The sequence below is a fragment of the Bradyrhizobium sp. CCGUVB23 genome (genome assembly GCF_024199885.1).
GTDB lineage: Bacteria > Pseudomonadota > Alphaproteobacteria > Rhizobiales > Xanthobacteraceae > Bradyrhizobium.
In genome coordinates this window covers 1,376,146-1,391,046 of sequence record NZ_JANADQ010000001.1, presented here as the reverse complement: position 1 = coordinate 1,391,046, position 14,901 = coordinate 1,376,146, and the positions used below count along the sequence as shown (strand labels likewise).

The 14,901-nt window shown below is 61.0% G+C and carries 16 protein-coding genes and 1 pseudogene; 3 read left to right on the top strand and 14 right to left on the bottom strand.

Translation table 11 applies throughout. From position 1 onward, the window contains the following. Window position 1: 1 nt before the first annotated feature. Genes NLN62_RS06535 through NLN62_RS06525 form a run of 3 tightly spaced genes read right to left on the bottom strand, consistent with a single transcriptional unit; the run spans window position 2 to window position 2,584 of the window. Window positions 2–574 carry a hypothetical protein gene (locus NLN62_RS06535; RefSeq protein ID WP_254108049.1) on the bottom strand — a complete coding sequence of 191 codons (573 nt, stop codon included), beginning with the start codon at window positions 572–574 and terminating at the stop codon, window positions 2–4. Next, window positions 571–1,749 carry an ERF family protein gene (locus tag NLN62_RS06530; RefSeq protein WP_254108048.1) on the bottom strand — a complete coding sequence of 393 codons (1,179 nt, stop codon included), beginning with the start codon at window positions 1,747–1,749 and terminating at the stop codon, window positions 571–573. The genes NLN62_RS06535 and NLN62_RS06530 overlap by 4 nt, the downstream gene beginning before the upstream one ends. Beyond that, window positions 1,733–2,584 (bottom strand): YqaJ viral recombinase family protein, encoded by an 852-nt coding sequence (locus tag NLN62_RS06525; protein ID WP_371933104.1) that lies wholly within the window; start codon window positions 2,582–2,584, stop codon window positions 1,733–1,735. The genes NLN62_RS06530 and NLN62_RS06525 overlap by 17 nt, the downstream gene beginning before the upstream one ends. Window positions 2,585–2,810: 226 nt before the next feature. On the opposite strand from NLN62_RS06525, the gene NLN62_RS06520 reads away from it, so the two are divergent. Then, entirely contained in the window at window positions 2,811–3,284 is a 474-nt protein-coding gene (locus tag NLN62_RS06520) for a hypothetical protein (RefSeq protein ID WP_254108047.1), read from the top strand. Between the two features lie 405 nt (window positions 3,285–3,689). Here NLN62_RS06520 and terL read toward each other — a convergent pair whose 3' ends face one another. The 7 genes from terL to NLN62_RS06490 form a co-directional block, all read right to left on the bottom strand. Further along, on the bottom strand, window positions 3,690–4,280 hold the full coding sequence (gene terL, locus NLN62_RS06515; protein ID WP_254108046.1) for a phage terminase large subunit: 591 nt from the start codon (window positions 4,278–4,280) through the stop codon (window positions 3,690–3,692). Window positions 4,281–4,286: 6 nt separating this feature from the next. Beyond that, complete coding sequence (locus NLN62_RS06510) at window positions 4,287–5,285, bottom strand: hypothetical protein (protein ID WP_254108044.1); 999 nt, start codon at window positions 5,283–5,285, stop codon at window positions 4,287–4,289. After that, entirely contained in the window at window positions 5,272–5,676 is a 405-nt protein-coding gene (locus NLN62_RS06505; protein ID WP_254108042.1) for a DUF5681 domain-containing protein, read from the bottom strand. Before NLN62_RS06505 ends, NLN62_RS06510 begins: the two co-directional genes overlap by 14 nt. Before the next feature lie 71 nt (window positions 5,677–5,747). Next, on the bottom strand, window positions 5,748–6,086 hold the full coding sequence (locus tag NLN62_RS53315) for a site-specific DNA-methyltransferase (RefSeq protein WP_371933103.1): 339 nt from the start codon (window positions 6,084–6,086) through the stop codon (window positions 5,748–5,750). Next, on the bottom strand, window positions 6,011–7,159 hold the full coding sequence (locus tag NLN62_RS06500) for a ParB N-terminal domain-containing protein (protein WP_254108040.1): 1,149 nt from the start codon (window positions 7,157–7,159) through the stop codon (window positions 6,011–6,013). The genes NLN62_RS53315 and NLN62_RS06500 overlap by 76 nt, the downstream gene beginning before the upstream one ends. 764 nt (window positions 7,160–7,923) lie before the next feature. Next, window positions 7,924–8,082, bottom strand: a complete 159-nt coding sequence (locus NLN62_RS06495; protein WP_254108039.1) for a GYD domain-containing protein — start codon at window positions 8,080–8,082, stop codon at window positions 7,924–7,926. A 181-nt stretch (window positions 8,083–8,263) separates the two neighbouring features. Further along, window positions 8,264–9,775 (bottom strand): DUF2252 domain-containing protein, encoded by a 1,512-nt coding sequence (locus tag NLN62_RS06490; protein WP_254108037.1) that lies wholly within the window; start codon window positions 9,773–9,775, stop codon window positions 8,264–8,266. 244 nt (window positions 9,776–10,019) lie between these two features. On the opposite strand from NLN62_RS06490, the gene NLN62_RS06485 reads away from it, so the two are divergent. Next, window positions 10,020–11,510: an SGNH family hydrolase gene (locus tag NLN62_RS06485; RefSeq protein ID WP_254108036.1), complete on the top strand. Its 1,491-nt coding sequence runs from the start codon at window positions 10,020–10,022 to the stop codon at window positions 11,508–11,510. A 364-nt stretch (window positions 11,511–11,874) separates the two neighbouring features. On the opposite strand, the gene NLN62_RS06480 is transcribed toward NLN62_RS06485, so the two are convergent. The 3 genes from NLN62_RS06480 to NLN62_RS06470 form a co-directional block, all read right to left on the bottom strand. Next, a complete protein-coding gene (locus NLN62_RS06480; protein WP_371932924.1) occupies window positions 11,875–12,102 on the bottom strand; it encodes a hypothetical protein in 228 nt (75 codons plus the stop codon). A 685-nt stretch (window positions 12,103–12,787) separates the two neighbouring features. Next, the gene (locus tag NLN62_RS06475; protein ID WP_254108034.1) at window positions 12,788–12,973 is read right to left on the bottom strand and encodes a hypothetical protein; all 186 of its coding nucleotides are present in this window, start codon (window positions 12,971–12,973) and stop codon (window positions 12,788–12,790) included. Then, a complete protein-coding gene (locus NLN62_RS06470) occupies window positions 12,967–13,314 on the bottom strand; it encodes a polyprenyl synthetase family protein (RefSeq protein ID WP_254108033.1) in 348 nt (115 codons plus the stop codon). Before NLN62_RS06470 ends, NLN62_RS06475 begins: the two co-directional genes overlap by 7 nt. Before the next feature lie 130 nt (window positions 13,315–13,444). Between NLN62_RS06470 and NLN62_RS53310 the strand changes: the two are divergent. Continuing rightward, window positions 13,445–13,513: pseudogene (locus NLN62_RS53310) on the top strand (DUF992 domain-containing protein); the annotation flags it as partial. A 983-nt stretch (window positions 13,514–14,496) separates the two neighbouring features. On the opposite strand, the gene NLN62_RS06465 reads toward NLN62_RS53310, so the two are convergent. Continuing rightward, window positions 14,497–14,808, bottom strand: coding sequence for a hypothetical protein (locus tag NLN62_RS06465; RefSeq protein WP_254108032.1), 312 nt, complete (start codon window positions 14,806–14,808; stop codon window positions 14,497–14,499). Window positions 14,809–14,901: the final 93 nt, after the last annotated feature.

Here is a 14,901-nt window from a genome sequence, read left to right as displayed (position 1 = left end):
CTCATCGCCCCTGACGCATTGGTGCAGCGAAGCGCTGGTTCCTGATCTCGCGAAGGAGCAACAAGCGCTTGGTTTGTGCTGTATTGAGCAAGCCTTCGAGCAGGACCAAGACCTCGCGCGCCTGCACGTAGACTTCAGTGGTGATGGCGTGTTGATCGAAGCCATAGGCTGCAAGGCGGGCGTCGATTTCAGTCGTCGCCACCGGATCAATCTGCCAGCTCAGGGCATTTTGCAGCGTGTAGTACTCGGCTTCGCGTTCGAAGTCGGAATCGATCCCGACCATATCGATGCGCCGTAGCGCTGCCTCAATCGCTTTGTGGCGATAGATCTCAAGGAGCTTGTGGCGCAACACGCGGTAGCGTTGGATCTCCCAGGACAGTTCGGCGACGTCGATGGCGAGCAGCCACTCGATGGCGGATTGCGGCGCAAGGTCTGCGAAGATCGCCTGCCGCAGCGCCTGGTAGTGGTCAAGCTGTTCGCCCGGCAGCAGCAGGGGTGGCGGTGCCAACACTTCAAACTCGACCGGCTGCGCGGCGGCGGTCAGTTGGTGCGCCGCTTGGATGGGACCGTTCATCGTGGTGAGGCCTCCGAGCCAAGGTTTGCGGGGAGGGCTGCGGACCTGAAGGCGGCGTTGGCCGGGCCGTGGACGGGGCTCGCCGCCCACAGCTCCTGCGCCGCCGGCAACGGCGCGATCTGCAGGTTCGCCCACCAGGCCCGTTCGTTGCCGTGCCGGTGCAGCTCCTGGTGATGGGCGCGGCACAAGGGGACCGTGAATTCGTCGCTGACCTTGCGGCCAAGCGTCCGGGGTTGGGCGAATTTCAGATGGTGGGCATCGCACGGGGTTTGCCGGCAGACCAGGCAAGGTTGGTCGCGGACGAACGACAGGTGCGCCTTGCTGCGCTTGCGGGGCGGCTCCTTGGGATAGGCGAACCCGGGCGGCGCTGGGAGCGCGGGCTGCAGCGCTGCCTCGGCGCCCGTGTCGGCGGCTTGGACCGATGCTGGGGTTTGCTCGCGATCTGAGACGGGCAAAGGTTCGACCTTGCCGGCTGCGCGACCTGAGGCAGTCTCGAGCTTGGTCCGATAGGCGGCCTCGACCATCCGAGCGTCGACCTCCAGCAGGGTGTTCTTAAGCGGAATGCTGGCCTTGGCCCAGGTGAGCAAATCGTTGCCGGCGGACAGGGTTGCGAGTTGGCTCAAGAGCTGCTCGCGCAGCTCAGCGGACTGCGGCAGCCCCAGCACCGGCGCGCGGTTGAGAACGCCCTTGGCGGGCTTGGCTTTGGCGCCGAGAGGTCCTTGCGCGCCGGCCTCCGGCACGGCTGCCTGCGCATCCGGGGCGTCCAGATCGTCCTCGCCGGCGATCCCGACCAGGGCGAACAGGGCATAACGCCGCGCATAGGTCAGCGCCGCCCCCATCCGGTGCGGCGCCTCGACGTCTCGGGTGGCGCAGACCGGCCAGTCCGAAGAAATCCACTCGCCCGAGGAGTGCGCGAGCAGGGTGGTGAGGTGGATCTGTCCGGTGGCCGCCTCGATCCGGGTGGTCTGGATGGTGGCGATCTCCTGCTGGCTCAGGGTCTTGCGCACGATGTCGAGGCCGCTCGCCAGCGAGGCGTAGCGGAAGGTTCGATCGTCATCGCGCAGGAACGGCGAGCGGATCTGAGCGGTCAGGGTCTTCTCCGGGTTGGTCAATTCGGCCTGCGCGCGGGCCAGCGCCGCCGCGATCGCACCGATGTGCTCACTGGCCTGGTGCATGGACGCGCTCCATCTCAACCGGATCAAAGCTGACCGCGCCGGCTTTGGAGCGCTTGGCGCGAATGCCGTGGCCAAAGGCCTCCTTGGCATCGTCGGGTAGCAGTTTCTTGAGCTCGGCCTTGGCCTGCTCATGGTCGCCATAGGCTTCCCGGGTGCGCAGGTAGGTTGCCGCGCACTCGGCCCACAGATTGGACGCAGTCATGTCGACGACCTTGACGGCGGCGAGGCGCGGACGCGGCGGCTCGATCCCAAACAGGAGCGGCGGCTCGCCGCTCTGCACGCAGCGCCAGAACTTCTTTTCCGCGGTCAGCAAGAGGTGTTGGTACAGCGGATCGGCGTGCACCGTGATCTCGACCCATTTGCCGCCGCCGGTGATCACCGAGAGCACCGCTGAGCGGGCGGCAATCACCCACATGTTGTGCTGCAGCTGCGCCATGTGTTTTTCGGCGGCGGCCTCTTCGGTAAAACCCCAGGGCAGCATGAACTTGGCTTCGAACACCGCCCCGGTCTCTTGGACGACGCCGTCGAGGGTTGCGGCCATCCAGCCATGCACGGGATGCCGAACGCGCTTCTGGATGTCTTTGATCGCTTGACCCGTGGCGCCCTGATACCAGCTCCGGTTGAGCTCCTCCGTGACGGTGCCGAGTTGAACGATCAGGTTGTGGGCAAAATCCTGCGGCGCGATCTCGCCGCGCTTTTCACGCCACAGGCGAATAAGATCGTCCTGATCATCGCCCATGATGATGCGTGCGTCCGAGCCGCCGATAAAGGCCCGGCGGTCGTGGGGGTTGAATTTGACGATGGGATGAGGCGCCTCGGCGCCATTGGCCGAAATCGTATCTACCGGTATCTCCTTTGGGTTTGGCACTCGCGGCTTGCCGCCGCACCGCCAAAACCCCCGCTCCCGCGGGGTGAGATACCGGGGCTATTGGTCCAAGCCCGGCCTAATCAGTAACGCTCCTTTCGCGTGGAAATGCCAGTCCTTTCTGCAGCAAGATTGTTGTTCTTTTGGCGCCGAAAACCTTGATATTTCCGGTGCTTGGAGGGAGCTTTTCGGGTGTTTGGATGGGCGCAACCGAGGACGCGCGGAGATGGCATCACACCGACAAATCGAAGCCAATCGCAGCAACGCCACGCGCAGCACCGGCCCGAAAACGCTCAGCGGAAAAGCAAGGTCCAGTCGCAATACCGTCCGGCATGGGCTTGCGCGGTCCCGCAGCCAGAGCGATGACGCGGAGATCGCGCGCCTGAGTCGCGCGATCAGCTCCGGTCTTCAGCAGCAGGGTGTATCGGACAAGGTGATGGACGTTGCGCGTTGTAAGCTGCAGCTGTTGCGCATCCGCGCGATCCGCCAGCGGATCTTGGCCGCGCTTCTCCAAGGCTCGGTCCAGGCTGACGGGACGGATCTCAGGGGTCTTGAGCGCTATGAGCGCGTCGCTTTGGCCAGGCAGAAGCGCACCCTGCGATCCTTAACCACACCCGGGGCTGACGCAGGGAGCAAATTGGCTTCGTTCCGGAATTTCTATGGTCAGTAGCATTGCGCCCGGAAATAGTCAGCGCGGCGGGGCATTTTCATACCCCTCGCGGTCCAGGTACCAACCAAGGATTCAATTCACCCACTTCAGGCTGTCGTAGTAACTGATCTTGTGAGCAAGCGCCGGGTGATGCTGTCGACTTGATCGTCGTGACGCCTTTGCGGGAAGGGCGGCAGCTTCGTCTCAAGGTCAAGGTCCGCCAGAAAAGCGAAGGCGCGGCAACCAGACGCGCCCGCCGGCAAATTTGGCCTGTTGCCCGCCGGCCGGGAGGGGGCCTGCTGGTACTGCGCGGCGCCTGTCGGGCCAAATCAGGTTCACCCGCCGCAAGGTACGACCCGCGATGAAATACCTTCGGTAGACCTTGACGATCTTAACCTGTGGCCCGCCGGCCGCTTGTCGATGCACCTATTCGACGGGCATCCAACCTACCTGGATCAGCGGCCCGGCATCTTCGTGGCGAACGTCGATGAGGCCGTCAGCGGGAACGTTTATCGACTCGCCATTCATGAAATAGATCGTGCTTACATCGCAGTTTGCGGCTCTCTTGAGCTTCTGGGTGGGACGCAGCGGATGCGTCATCCGCTCGCTCTGCCGGCGCATGTACATGAGGAAGTGCGGTTCTATGACTTTCGCCCAGTCTAGGAATTGAGACGTTGAATCGACTTGATCATCATGCTTGCCAAAATAGAACGATGTCAGTTCATGAAGATAGTCCGCCACCCAAGAGGCGTCTGCCGGAACAAACACAGCGCCGTTCTTGATCGTTGCGGTCTGCGAATGCATCCGCATGATCTTGTCTCCCTTGGGTCTATAAGCCTCCACGTTGTGGAGTCCCTGGGCTCTGAGATCCTGAATAAGAGCAGTCCCGGACGATTTATCCTCGATCAGGATAGCATCTGGTTGAAAGCGCCGCGCCCGCTCGACAGTGGCCTGTTTCAGTTCCGGATACCCGAGTCGTTCTCGGAACACATGCAAAAGGTAGTACTTGTTCTGCACGATGCCCTAGGTCGTGCAGACCGAGTAGTCGCCCAGTGTCGTGGGCGTGCTGGCGGTGTCCCAGCTCTGAACGATCCGATCGAATGAGGGCGGATCGAAAAGATCAAAGCGAACAAACCATTCGTCCTTGATCATGCCGCCGCCCAACGGCACCGGTGCTTGTTGGTACTGGCCGGCGAAGTCGTAATCCGTCATCGAGGCTTTGAGTTCATTAAGGATATGGAGCGGCTGACGTGCCGGGTGGAGGGCTTCACCGGCTGCGCGCTTGAAGGTTCGACGTCCATGAACGGTGTCGACAACGTGCCGTTCAGGCTCCTCCGCAATGGCGGGAAAGCGCAGCACTCTCCATTGGTCGCGTTGCAGGACATGACCGACCAGATCATCCATGTGCAGGCGCTGCATGATCAAAATGATGACGCCGTTCCGCTGGTCGTCGAGTCGGGAGCGAACCGTGTTGCTAAACCAGCTGTTGACATTCATCCGTTCGCGCTCGGACAGCGCCTGATCCGGCTTCAGCGCATCATCTAATATGATGATGTCAGCCCCGCGGCCGGTGAAGGGACCTCCCACCGATGTCGCATAACGCAGGCCGCCTGCCGTTGTCTCGAATTCCTGCGCTGCCTGGCGATCCGAGAGACGACAGCCGGGAAACAGTTCTCGGAAGAATTGGCTGTTGATGATTTGCCGGGTATCACGCGCATTCTTTTCCGCGAGATCGGCGCCATAACTGGCAGTGATGATCTTCGTCGAGGGATTGTGTCCCAACAACCATGCGGGAAAAGCAATCGAAGCGGTGAGCGTTTTGAGCGAACGCGGCGGAAAATTGATGATCAGCCGCCGACAGCGACCAAGGCGGCAATCCTCTAACGCCGCGGCCATGACTTCGATATGCCAGTTGTAGTCGAAAGACGTTGTGGGGTTCAGCTCGCCGAAACAGCGGTGGATGAAGGCAACGAAATCCAAGCGTAGCGCTTCACGATAGAGATCCGCATCACTGAGCATCATCGTGGTCTCCGTTCTGTTGCTGGCGAGCGCGAGCGACCATTCCGGTCAAGACCTCACGGTCGACCTCGGTGAGAGTAAATTTGGGGGTGGCCGCAACCGGCGGCGCGCTGTGGCGGTTCATAAGATCCGCCATCAGCTTGATGGCTCGCTGGTCGCCGGACATCGCGAGGTTGAACAGCTGCTTGACCGCGGCTTCGCTTTTGGAGATCCGCTTGCGGGTGCCGTTCTCCTGGACGAAAATGCGTTCCTGTGCGGATTTTTCTACCAGACGAGCGAGGGCCACCGAAGCCTTGGAACGTCCTCGAGGATTGCCGGACTGGCCCTTTTGAAAGCGTGTCGCTACTGGCGGACTGCCGTAGCCCACCTTTGTTGGTTGTTTAGATTTAGACATACTGTTTCACTTCCACGATGAGCGTTGACGCTGTTGTTGCAACAGAGCGGCGGAGCGATGGATCAGAGACGCTAGCGGGCTCCGGCATGCCGATCTGCTTCACAAACGTTGAATGGACGGCTGCAGGATGCGTGGACTGCGCACTCACCGGTCAGGCTTTGCCAGCGACGAATAATGACATCGACGTACTCGGGGTCGATCTCGATTCCATAGCAGCGACGGCCAACCCGTTCGGCCGCTAGCAACGTGGTGCCGCTGCCCAAAAACGGGTCGAGGATGAGATCACCCCGCTTTGAGCAGTCAAGCATTGCGTCCGCAACGAGCCTGACGGGCTTTACCGTCGGATGGAGTGCCAGCAACTTGCCTTCTTCGTTCCCATGGCCAAGCGTATGGCACCCGGATAAGTCCAGAGGTTGCTGCGATGCCGGCCAAATCGTCCGAGCTGCACGTTGTTGCAGTGTGGCGCAGTTCCGTTCTTGAAAACGGCCACCAGTTCATACTGGCTGCGGTAGAGGCTGCCCATCCCCGCATTCGTCTTGGCCCAAACGCACAGATTTTTGTATTCGGTGTAGGAGCCCCTTGCTGCCGCGAGGAGCTCGGCCGCATGTCGCCAGTCGATGCAGATGTAGTGGATCGACCCATCGACGGAGTGGCGGACAAGAAGGGTGCAGACCTGCTGCAGAAACGTCTCAAATTCCTCTGCGGACATCTCGCCGGCGGCCATGGCAAATTCGCGGTGCCGGGCCGCCCCCTTTCCGGTGGCGTGACCATCGATTGGCACGTTGTACGGCGGATCGGCAAACACCAGGTCAGCGGGCTCTCCGTTCATCAGCGTGGCGTAGGCGACGGGCTCCAGAGCGTTGCCGCAGAGCAGGCGGTGGCGCCCCAGAATCCAGAGGTCGCCGGTTTGAGTCACGGGTGCGCCGGCCGGGATAGCGGGCAAGGCGTCAACCGGATCGGACCCGTTCATGTCGAGATCGATTGACTGTTCAATGCGCAAATCGATTTCAGCTGCCTCGAACCCGGTGACCTCGATATCGAAGTCGATCTTGGCGACTGACAGCGCCTTCAGCTGCGCGGCGAGAACTGGATCATTCCACTTTGAGATGGCCGCAAGCTGGTTGTCAGCGATTACAAAAGCCGTTTTTTGATCCTCGCTCAGGTGCTTGACTTGAATCGTCGGCACCTCGGCATAGTCAAGATCACATGCGGCCTGCAGACGGCCGGCACCGGCCAGGACGCGGTGGGTTTCGTCAATGATGATCGGAATGACGAAGCCGAAGGTGCGGATACTGCGCGCGATTTGCCGGATCTGGTGCGGCGTGTGCAGCCTCGGGCTGTTCGGCTGGATAACCAACTCGCTGGGCGCGCGGTAGGTGACGGCGATATGGCCCAGTGCATTATCAAGCTGCAGGGGGGCATGGCGGCCGCGTTTTGCTTCTTGGTGGTCAATTGAAATGCTCCGGCTGATTGGTCGAAGCATCTCAATTACCCTCAGATCGCTCTGCAGACCTGTACAGTTAATTCGCAACAATATTACCCGGCTTTGCTGCGGCCTGGCGCGCCTCGGCCTCTTGCATTTGCTGCCACATTTTGATCCACGCGGCCCGCACCCGCGGGTCAGACTTGGCGATTTGATCCGCCTCGTAATACCGGGCCCGCAAGCTGTCCCCATTCGTTATAGAATGGCTTATGAAGATCGGTCCGGCCGCGGAGGGGCGGAGCTGCAAGCTCACAGGATCGATTTCGTAGCGAGGCCACCGCTTTGCTCGCTTCGCATTCGCATCCGCCAAGGCCTCTCGGTTGCCGCCAACAGCGGATCGAATGCCTAAGCTTGCCAGCGCGTCACAAGCCGCTTTGACGGGTGGGGATTTTCCGGTGCGCGCTTCTTCGCGTTCACACCAATCGCGGACCGAATTCCAGATGAAAGGGCGAAGGTCCGGATGCACAGACCTTGATCCCGGGGGACGTCCACGTGTCATAATCTACTCCTCGGACACGGAATAAGCCCCCCGCCAAGCATTGTAACTTCTGATACTTAAGGGCCGGTTACAGTATCGGGCGGACCAGGTTCGCCAGGATCCGACGTCACGCTGATGTTGCCGCTGCCGTTGCCTGCCGGGCAGCCCCGGCAGCCTGACCGTCGATGGCGCGGGTTCGCTGGTGACCGCGTCCTGTCGATTGGTGGCACCTCGGCAACTCCGTCGATTGATACGAAACCAGGGTACGCCCGTCGGGGGGCTACTATCAGCCAATCGTACGTCCCAATGTGAGGTGCCAACCGATTCGACGACCGCCGGCGGCGGCGAGCATCTCGGCAATTGTTTCGGAACGGTCTTCCGGCTTCGCGGTCATTGCGCGGATCGCCGCCGCAGTGTAACGCCCCTGCGAAATGTAGATTGTCATATTGCTCTTTCCCGTCCAACGTGCTCGGGTCATTTGGTGCCTCCAACAAGGTGGCTGCTCGACATCGGGAGGCCTTGGCGTCCCATCTCGGACGGTCAACCGAAGGACCCGCAACTCTTGCAGAAAGCAGCGGCGGCTGAAGGATGCTGACGAGCACTCCGCACTCAAGTGCGCGGTCGATCTACGCTGCCTTGGCGGACCCGACTGAGACCGCCTTCGCCGATTTCGCCGCCGTCCCCGCCGCCACAAGAGCGGCATGGTCCCGGATGGTCTGGCTGGCATAAAGCATGGCGAACGATGCAATCGCGTCGTCGAATACTTCGCTCTTACCCATGTAGCCCGCGATGGCGGCTGGGTCGCCGGATCGCGCATGTGCACGTGATAGTGTCCGGCCACACATTTGAGCGTAACTGGAAAGCGCGTCCTCCTCGCTGATTTCGCTTATGCCGCCCAGTCTGCGATTCTTCAACGTTCGAAGATAGAACTGCCGCCCCGTGGTATCGTCCTGGGTATGGCCGAGAAAGATATCGCTGGCGGCTTGCATCATCCGTTGCCCTTCAACGACGCGACGCCCTTGATGCCCTTTATACCTCATCTTGCTGCCGAGCCGCTCCAGCACGGAGTGCTGCGCCTGCTTGAGTTGCAGGAAAAGCGGTTCGTTATCTCCGGTCAGAAAAAGTCCGACGCAGCAGAACGTGCCGACGGAGCCGACGCCGACCGCCTTGAAGACGAGGTCCTTCATCGTGAAGCGGTCGAGTAATCGCAATCGATCTTGCTCAACGCCTTCCCGGTATGCGGCGAACACTCTTTGAAAGCTCAGCCTGTGCCGGGCGTCGGCCTTGGGATTCAGGTGAAAGATCGTTGGTGGTTTATCCACGATCCGCATGTCGTCCTCGCCGACAAGATGCGGGAAGTTGTCGTCCTTCGACAGACCTTCGCCGCGCGCCTTGGCGACAACGCCGGCCAGCCTGCGTCTCAAGCTGCCGTGGGCGATCCGATCGATCTCTTTTTCAAGGTCGATTCGACTGTGCCATATCTCCAGGGGAGACAGCTTGGCCAGCGTCGCCATATGCAACCGGTAGGCTGTGACGGTCGCTGCCGCATAGGCCCGGGCCTCCTTTTTAGGTGCCCCCGAACCCAGTGCTGCAATCGCGACGCTGGCGGCGAGCCGCTTCACGTCGACGGTGAAATCCACGCCAGGTAGCGTTTCATCAAAATCGTTGACGTCGAAGAGAATGTTGTTTTCAGGGGTCACGAAGGCGCCGAAGTTCATCAGATGGCTGTCGCCGCCGGCCTGCACCGGAATCCCGGCGGCCGGTTGGCCGGCAAGGTCCGCTGCCATGACTGCGGCGGCTCCGCGCAGGAACGCAAACGGATCAGCGGACATCCGCGAATAGCGCTCCGGGACCAGCTCCGGCACTCGATCCTGGTCGCTTTCGGCAAGGATCGCGACGGCGTTGCGCGACAAATTCCCCTTTAAATCCGCGTGCGTTTCGCGCGGCGTTTCGAGGCGAAGCGCTTTACCCTGTTTGAACCGGTCGGAGCGTGAGCTAATTGGCATCATATGCTTGCCTCCTTGGCTGACGGTGAACCAGTCAAAATCAAGAAGCAGATAGTACAATTTGACGTAGGGTGCCAGTTGAATGGCCGAGCCGGCCTTTCCCGACGTCGTTCCGCCCCGGACTTTCTCCATCGCAATCGGCCCCAACGGGAACGCGCGGGCCCATATCTGGTTCTGAGGGCTAAACGGAACTCCGAAGACGCCCTGCGATGTCGCCCTTTGCTGACGTGAACTGTTACTTCGTTTGGCCCGCACGGGCGTAACGCACTTCACGGTGATCTGAGACTCGTTTTTGCAGCCTTGGCGCTATACTGATGTTGGGCAGGTTATCCGTGTTTTGCGGTCAAAGAACGTGTCCGAAAAGCCAAAAAGGGGCATGTTTACCGGAACCGGCCGGTGGATTGCGCTGGCAATCGCCGCGGGGCTGTTGCTCAGCATTGGCGAACCCACCTCGGCACAATTTTTCAATTTCGGCGGATTTGAGCAGCGGCCGCAGCCGCAACGCGGTGGCGGCTGGTTCGGTGGCGGCTGGTTTGGTAACGACGCGTATGATCCGTTCCAGCAGCGCGCGCCTCGTTGGGATAGACGGCAAACCCCACCGATCGTGCGCGAGGATTTTTCCAGAGCACCGTCGCCGGCAAAGCGCGACACTGTACCGGAGCGCAATGTGCTGGTGCTCGGCGACGCCATGGCCGACTGGCTCGCCTATGGGCTTGAGGACGCCTACTCCGAGCAGCCCGACATGGGCGTGATCCGCAAGCACAAGACGGTCTCAGGCCTCATCAAATACCAGCCCAAGGGGGAGCCGGCTGACTGGGCTGCGGCCGCCAAGGGGATTCTTGCCACCGAGAAGGCAGACGCGATCGTCGTTATGCTCGGCCTCAACGACCGCGTCGCGATCCGCGAGCCCGTCACCGAGAAGGACGACAAGAAGGCTGAGAAGAAAGGCGACAAGAAAGACGCTGGCGCCAAGCGTGACACCAAACTCGGCAACGCTGGCGCGGCCAAGGCAGACGACAAGTCCGTCGATACTGAAGCGTCGCCGGACGACGCCGACCATGACGCGCCACCGGCCTCAGCGCCCGAGAAGAGCGCGCGTTCGGCGAACGGCCTCTATGAATTCCGCGACCAACGTTGGATCGAGCTCTACAACAAGAAAATCGAGGAGCTGATCGGCGTGCTGAAGAGCAAGGGCGTGCCGGTGCTGTGGGTCGGGCTGCCCGCGATCCGCGGCCAGAAGGGCACCTCGGACATGTTGTTCCTGGATGCGCTGTACCGGGAACGGGCCGCCAAGGCCGGCATCACCTATGTCGACGTCTGGGACGGCTTTGTCGACGAGGCCGGCCTCTTCCTGCAGAAGGGCCCGGACTTCGAAGGCCAGATCCGCCAGCTCCGCACCTCTGACGGCGTCTATTTCACCAAGGCCGGCGCGCGCAAGCTCGCGCATTATGTCGAGCGCGAGATCACGCGTCTCCTGGCGGGGCCTTCGGTATCGATCGCGCTGCCGAGCGAGCCGGCAACACCGGACGCGAATGCCGTGCCCGGCCAGCCGGCGCCGCGGCCGCTGGCGGGACCGATCGTGCCACTGGTCGCCGCCTCCATTGCATCAGATCAACTGCTCGGCGGGCCCGGGTCGCGCCCTGCACCGGTCGATCCCCTTGCAGCGCGGGTCTTGGTCAAAGGTGAGCCTTTGACGGCGCCGGCCGGTCGCGCGGACGATTTTACCTGGCCGCGCCGCGAGGTCGGCGGCGAACAGGCCACAGGTGAGACGCCGGTTGCATCGGCATCGCCCAACGGCCTACGCGATGTCCACGCCCAGGTGAGGGCGCCGACGGCATGGCTCAAGCCGAAAAAGCTTCGCCGTTAGGAATTAGGACGTCACCTCGTGCGGCCGGACTTGGTACGCTCACGTTGTTGTCTGTCGTCTTCTGGTCCCTGAGCCGAAGATTGCCAAGACTGCAACGACTTCCGCATTTCAGAGGATTGTGTCGCAAAAATCCTCTTCGGCGTTGGGGCCAATTTTCTAAGAGCCGGTGGTACGTTTGGCGTTTGAGATGTGGACTATTGCTAAGCATCCCTTCGTTGACGGGAGCCGCAGGGGAGCGCGGCTCTTGCTCGGCCGATGCTATAGGTCGATTGAAGAATAGCTCGCGATTCCCGAAATCACCGCGAGAACTCGATCCACTGTTGCGGAAGCTCGGCCTATCGCCGCCCTGCAATCAGTGACGCCTCTACCGTTGATGCCCCAGTCCGATCCCGAGCGATAATGCCTTCTGGCGCAGCGAACCTTCACTACGCTTCATCAGCTTCGATAGTTTCGACACTGGCGTACGTGCTTTCGAATGCGCCTTCAGTAACTTAATGTCCGCCGCCGTATAGGGCTTTCTGGCTGGCTTAACGGTCTTCGTTTTCTTTGCCACTCGCACTCTCCGTTGATTCGAAGGGCGCTTTAATATCATTAGTCGCTTGCGTCTCAAACCCGGCGGCGAACTCGTACATTTATGCTTCAGGACTGTGCTGGACTCGCAGTTGCGAATTCCTCCTTGGCATCACGCCACCTCGACGAGGCGAACCTAGACTTAAGGTTACATCCACAGGTGGCTCGTCGAACCGAACAAGGCGGCCGCCACCGGTCGCCACCGGAGGCATACGTTTGAGAGGGCAAATTGATAACAAAGTTATTGCCGAAGCTGCGGCGCTGAGGTCGCCGGACGCACTGTGTTATGTCCGGAATGTGGGGTGCGAAATCCGGCATTCCGCCGTTGATCCGAGCGTCGATTGCAAGCTCGATCGGGTGGGTGCCATCGCGGGGCCGGCCTTGTCCGTTGCAAGAGCACCATGGACGCAACAGCTCGCCCGGATAGGCTTCCCGCTTGGCATGGATGCGCCGTATACGGTCGTCACGACATACTACCTCGCGGCGATTAGCCCGCTGCGAGTGGCGACGTGTAAGTTTGGACAAGAACAGCGCGTCCGCAGGGTACCTTCCAATACTGGATCAAAGCGCCCGGCGTACTCGTGTTCGCGAGGATAACGGCTTAGGTAACGCCCGACACGCAGACACAGCTTTCCCGACGGGACTACAATCAAGGGATCCAAAAGCAATTGGCTGCGATGTCCCAAGGCATTCCAACCTGAACCCGATTACGCGTCGCGCTGGATCAGGAAGTCTATGCAAGCGCGCAGCCATTCGAGGTCGGGGCTGGCCGGCACACTGGCGAATGCCGAGTTGTGGAACTCACGCGTCGCAGCCTCTGCAAATTCGGCTGCCGCGCGCTGCGCCCACTGGATGCTCCCGCCGTCCGCGATGATCTGATGCAGCCTCAGCACTTCGCGCGGCAGACGTCGCTCGCGGGGCCGCGCCAGAAAGTTGCTAATCCACGCAGGTCAGTGGAATTCGCCTGGCCGAGGGCGTGCGTGAGCAGAACCCGTCGTGAATCGCTGCCGTCTTCAATGTCGTCATGGACGAGAAAGGCGTTGTGCAGCACTTCCAACCCAGCCGCCAGGGGGAACGCGTCTTCGGCGCGGCCACCAAGCGCGCGCGCCGTCGCGATGCATAGCGCGGGCCGCAAGCCTTTGCCCGACCGGTCGATGAAATCCTTCACCAGTCCATAGAGGTGCCGCTGCGGTTCCCAGGTTGGCACGCCTGCCGCCAGAGTGTCGGCGAGCATTTCGCGGTACCACTCAAGGCGTTTCAGGAACCCCGCCGGCCCCACAACACCGCAGGGGCTGGCACAACGTCGACGAACTTGACCAGAGGATCCGACAGCGTGGGCCCGTCGTCGATGTCATCGCGGATCCCATCGTACGATCTCGCTGCAACCGTTGTCGGTCGAGGGACAATTTGGTGTCAATCTGGCGTTGGGGTAGCGGGCTCGAGGCTCTACTAGCCGGCAGGCTCGCTACGTCCTCAGAGCATCGACCGCATGGGCGACGAGAATGCCAATGCTGAGTACGATCAGGCAAACAATCGCGGCTTGACATAACATCGGAGTGGTTTCTGTGGAGCCGAGGGTCTGCTGCTTGTAAGCCGTCACATTTCGCCAGCATTTGGCCGAGCTCGCGGCGGCTTGGTGTTCGCGTCGTTACAAGTTTGCAAGGTTAAAGTGCCGCCGTGATGCAGCAAAGCTCCTCCTCATGCCGCCCAGTTGTGAATCACAGTCAACTCATCGTATAGTCGTAGCCATTGTCGTCATACGCAAGCGCATGGGTGATGATGTCGACTGGATCGTCGTGGCGCCCTTGCGGGAAGGTTAGCAGCTTCGTCTCAAGGTCTGCGAGGTAAACGCAGGGCGCGGCAACCAGACGCGCCCGCCGGCAAATTTGGCCTGTTGCTCGCCGGCCGGGAGGGGGCCTGCTGGTACTGCGCGGCCCCGATCGGGCCAAATCAGGTTCACCGCCGCAAGGTAGGCCCCGCGATAAAATACCGTCGATCCTTGGAGGAGACCTTTGCAAGAGGTAGTACTTGTTCTGCACGATTATGGCGGGATGCATGCGCCGGGCGCCAGTAAGCCCATTGTTGGCCAGCAAGAAGGCCGGTTCGCGCCGACAGGCGGCGGGAAACCACCCGCGCGCTGTATTCGGCGCCGATCACAAAGCGAAAGAGCGGCCCAAAGCTCATCGCGGGCGACGCACCGAACTTCCGCCTTGTGGGGATCGTCAATGATGATGAGATTGGCGCCCCAGAGGTGGCGTAGCGACAGCCGCCAAGCGTTGTCACCGCAACTCAAAGGCAAGTCAGGGTGCGGTGATTTCGTACGCGGAAAGCGGGTGCTGTCGACTCAATTGACCCGCTAGTTGCAAATTGCCGGATTTGAGTCTATTCTGTCTCTATTACGAACCACGGATATGCATTAATTCGGATTGATGAAATGATTGCTCGGACCGACAGCTTTGTGGTCGGCACCCGCTTTAAGATAAGCGAGTTTGGTGCCGTTCGGTGCCCCGATCTGGCGAACAAGACCGGTACGGTCGTCGAAGTCAGCCTTCGTACCACCGGGATCACGGTGCTGTTTGATGGCGGCGCGAGACCAACGTGCCTGCACCAGGACTATTTGTCCCCTCTCTCGGGGTGATAGGTCTTCCTGGTCTTCGAACGGTATGCCGGTTGCGATCTTCGGCACCGAGGCCCCGCGCTCGGTGGGTTTCGTGCTTGTCTGATTCATCGATTTTTACGACGCGCAGGAGTTGGCCGCCGTTCCGAGCCGCGAGGAAACAATAGTTGCGGAGTGCGTGAGGCTGCCGCTTTGATGGCCGCA

What these genes read in the sequence shown, in the direction of transcription:
- NLN62_RS06535 (WP_254108049.1), bottom strand. Translation starts at nt 574, where the DNA reads ATGAACGGTCCCATCCAAGCGGCGCACCAACTGACCGCCGCCGCGCAG.
- NLN62_RS06530 (WP_254108048.1), bottom strand. Translation starts at nt 1,749, where the DNA reads ATGCACCAGGCCAGTGAGCACATCGGTGCGATCGCGGCGGCGCTGGCC.
- NLN62_RS06510 (WP_254108044.1), bottom strand. Translation starts at nt 5,285, where the DNA reads ATGATGCTCAGTGATGCGGATCTCTATCGTGAAGCGCTACGCTTGGAT.
- NLN62_RS06505 (WP_254108042.1), bottom strand. Translation starts at nt 5,676, where the DNA reads ATGTCTAAATCTAAACAACCAACAAAGGTGGGCTACGGCAGTCCGCCA.
- NLN62_RS06500 (WP_254108040.1), bottom strand. Translation starts at nt 7,159, where the DNA reads ATGCTTCGACCAATCAGCCGGAGCATTTCAATTGACCACCAAGAAGCA.
- NLN62_RS06495 (WP_254108039.1), bottom strand. Translation starts at nt 8,082, where the DNA reads ATGACAATCTACATTTCGCAGGGGCGTTACACTGCGGCGGCGATCCGC.
- NLN62_RS06490 (WP_254108037.1), bottom strand. Translation starts at nt 9,775, where the DNA reads ATGGAGAAAGTCCGGGGCGGAACGACGTCGGGAAAGGCCGGCTCGGCC.
- NLN62_RS06485 (WP_254108036.1), top strand. Translation starts at nt 10,020, where the DNA reads ATGTTTACCGGAACCGGCCGGTGGATTGCGCTGGCAATCGCCGCGGGG.
- NLN62_RS06480 (WP_371932924.1), bottom strand. Translation starts at nt 12,102, where the DNA reads ATGATATTAAAGCGCCCTTCGAATCAACGGAGAGTGCGAGTGGCAAAG.
- NLN62_RS06470 (WP_254108033.1), bottom strand. Translation starts at nt 13,314, where the DNA reads ATGCTCGCCGACACTCTGGCGGCAGGCGTGCCAACCTGGGAACCGCAG.
- NLN62_RS06465 (WP_254108032.1), bottom strand. Translation starts at nt 14,808, where the DNA reads ATGAATCAGACAAGCACGAAACCCACCGAGCGCGGGGCCTCGGTGCCG.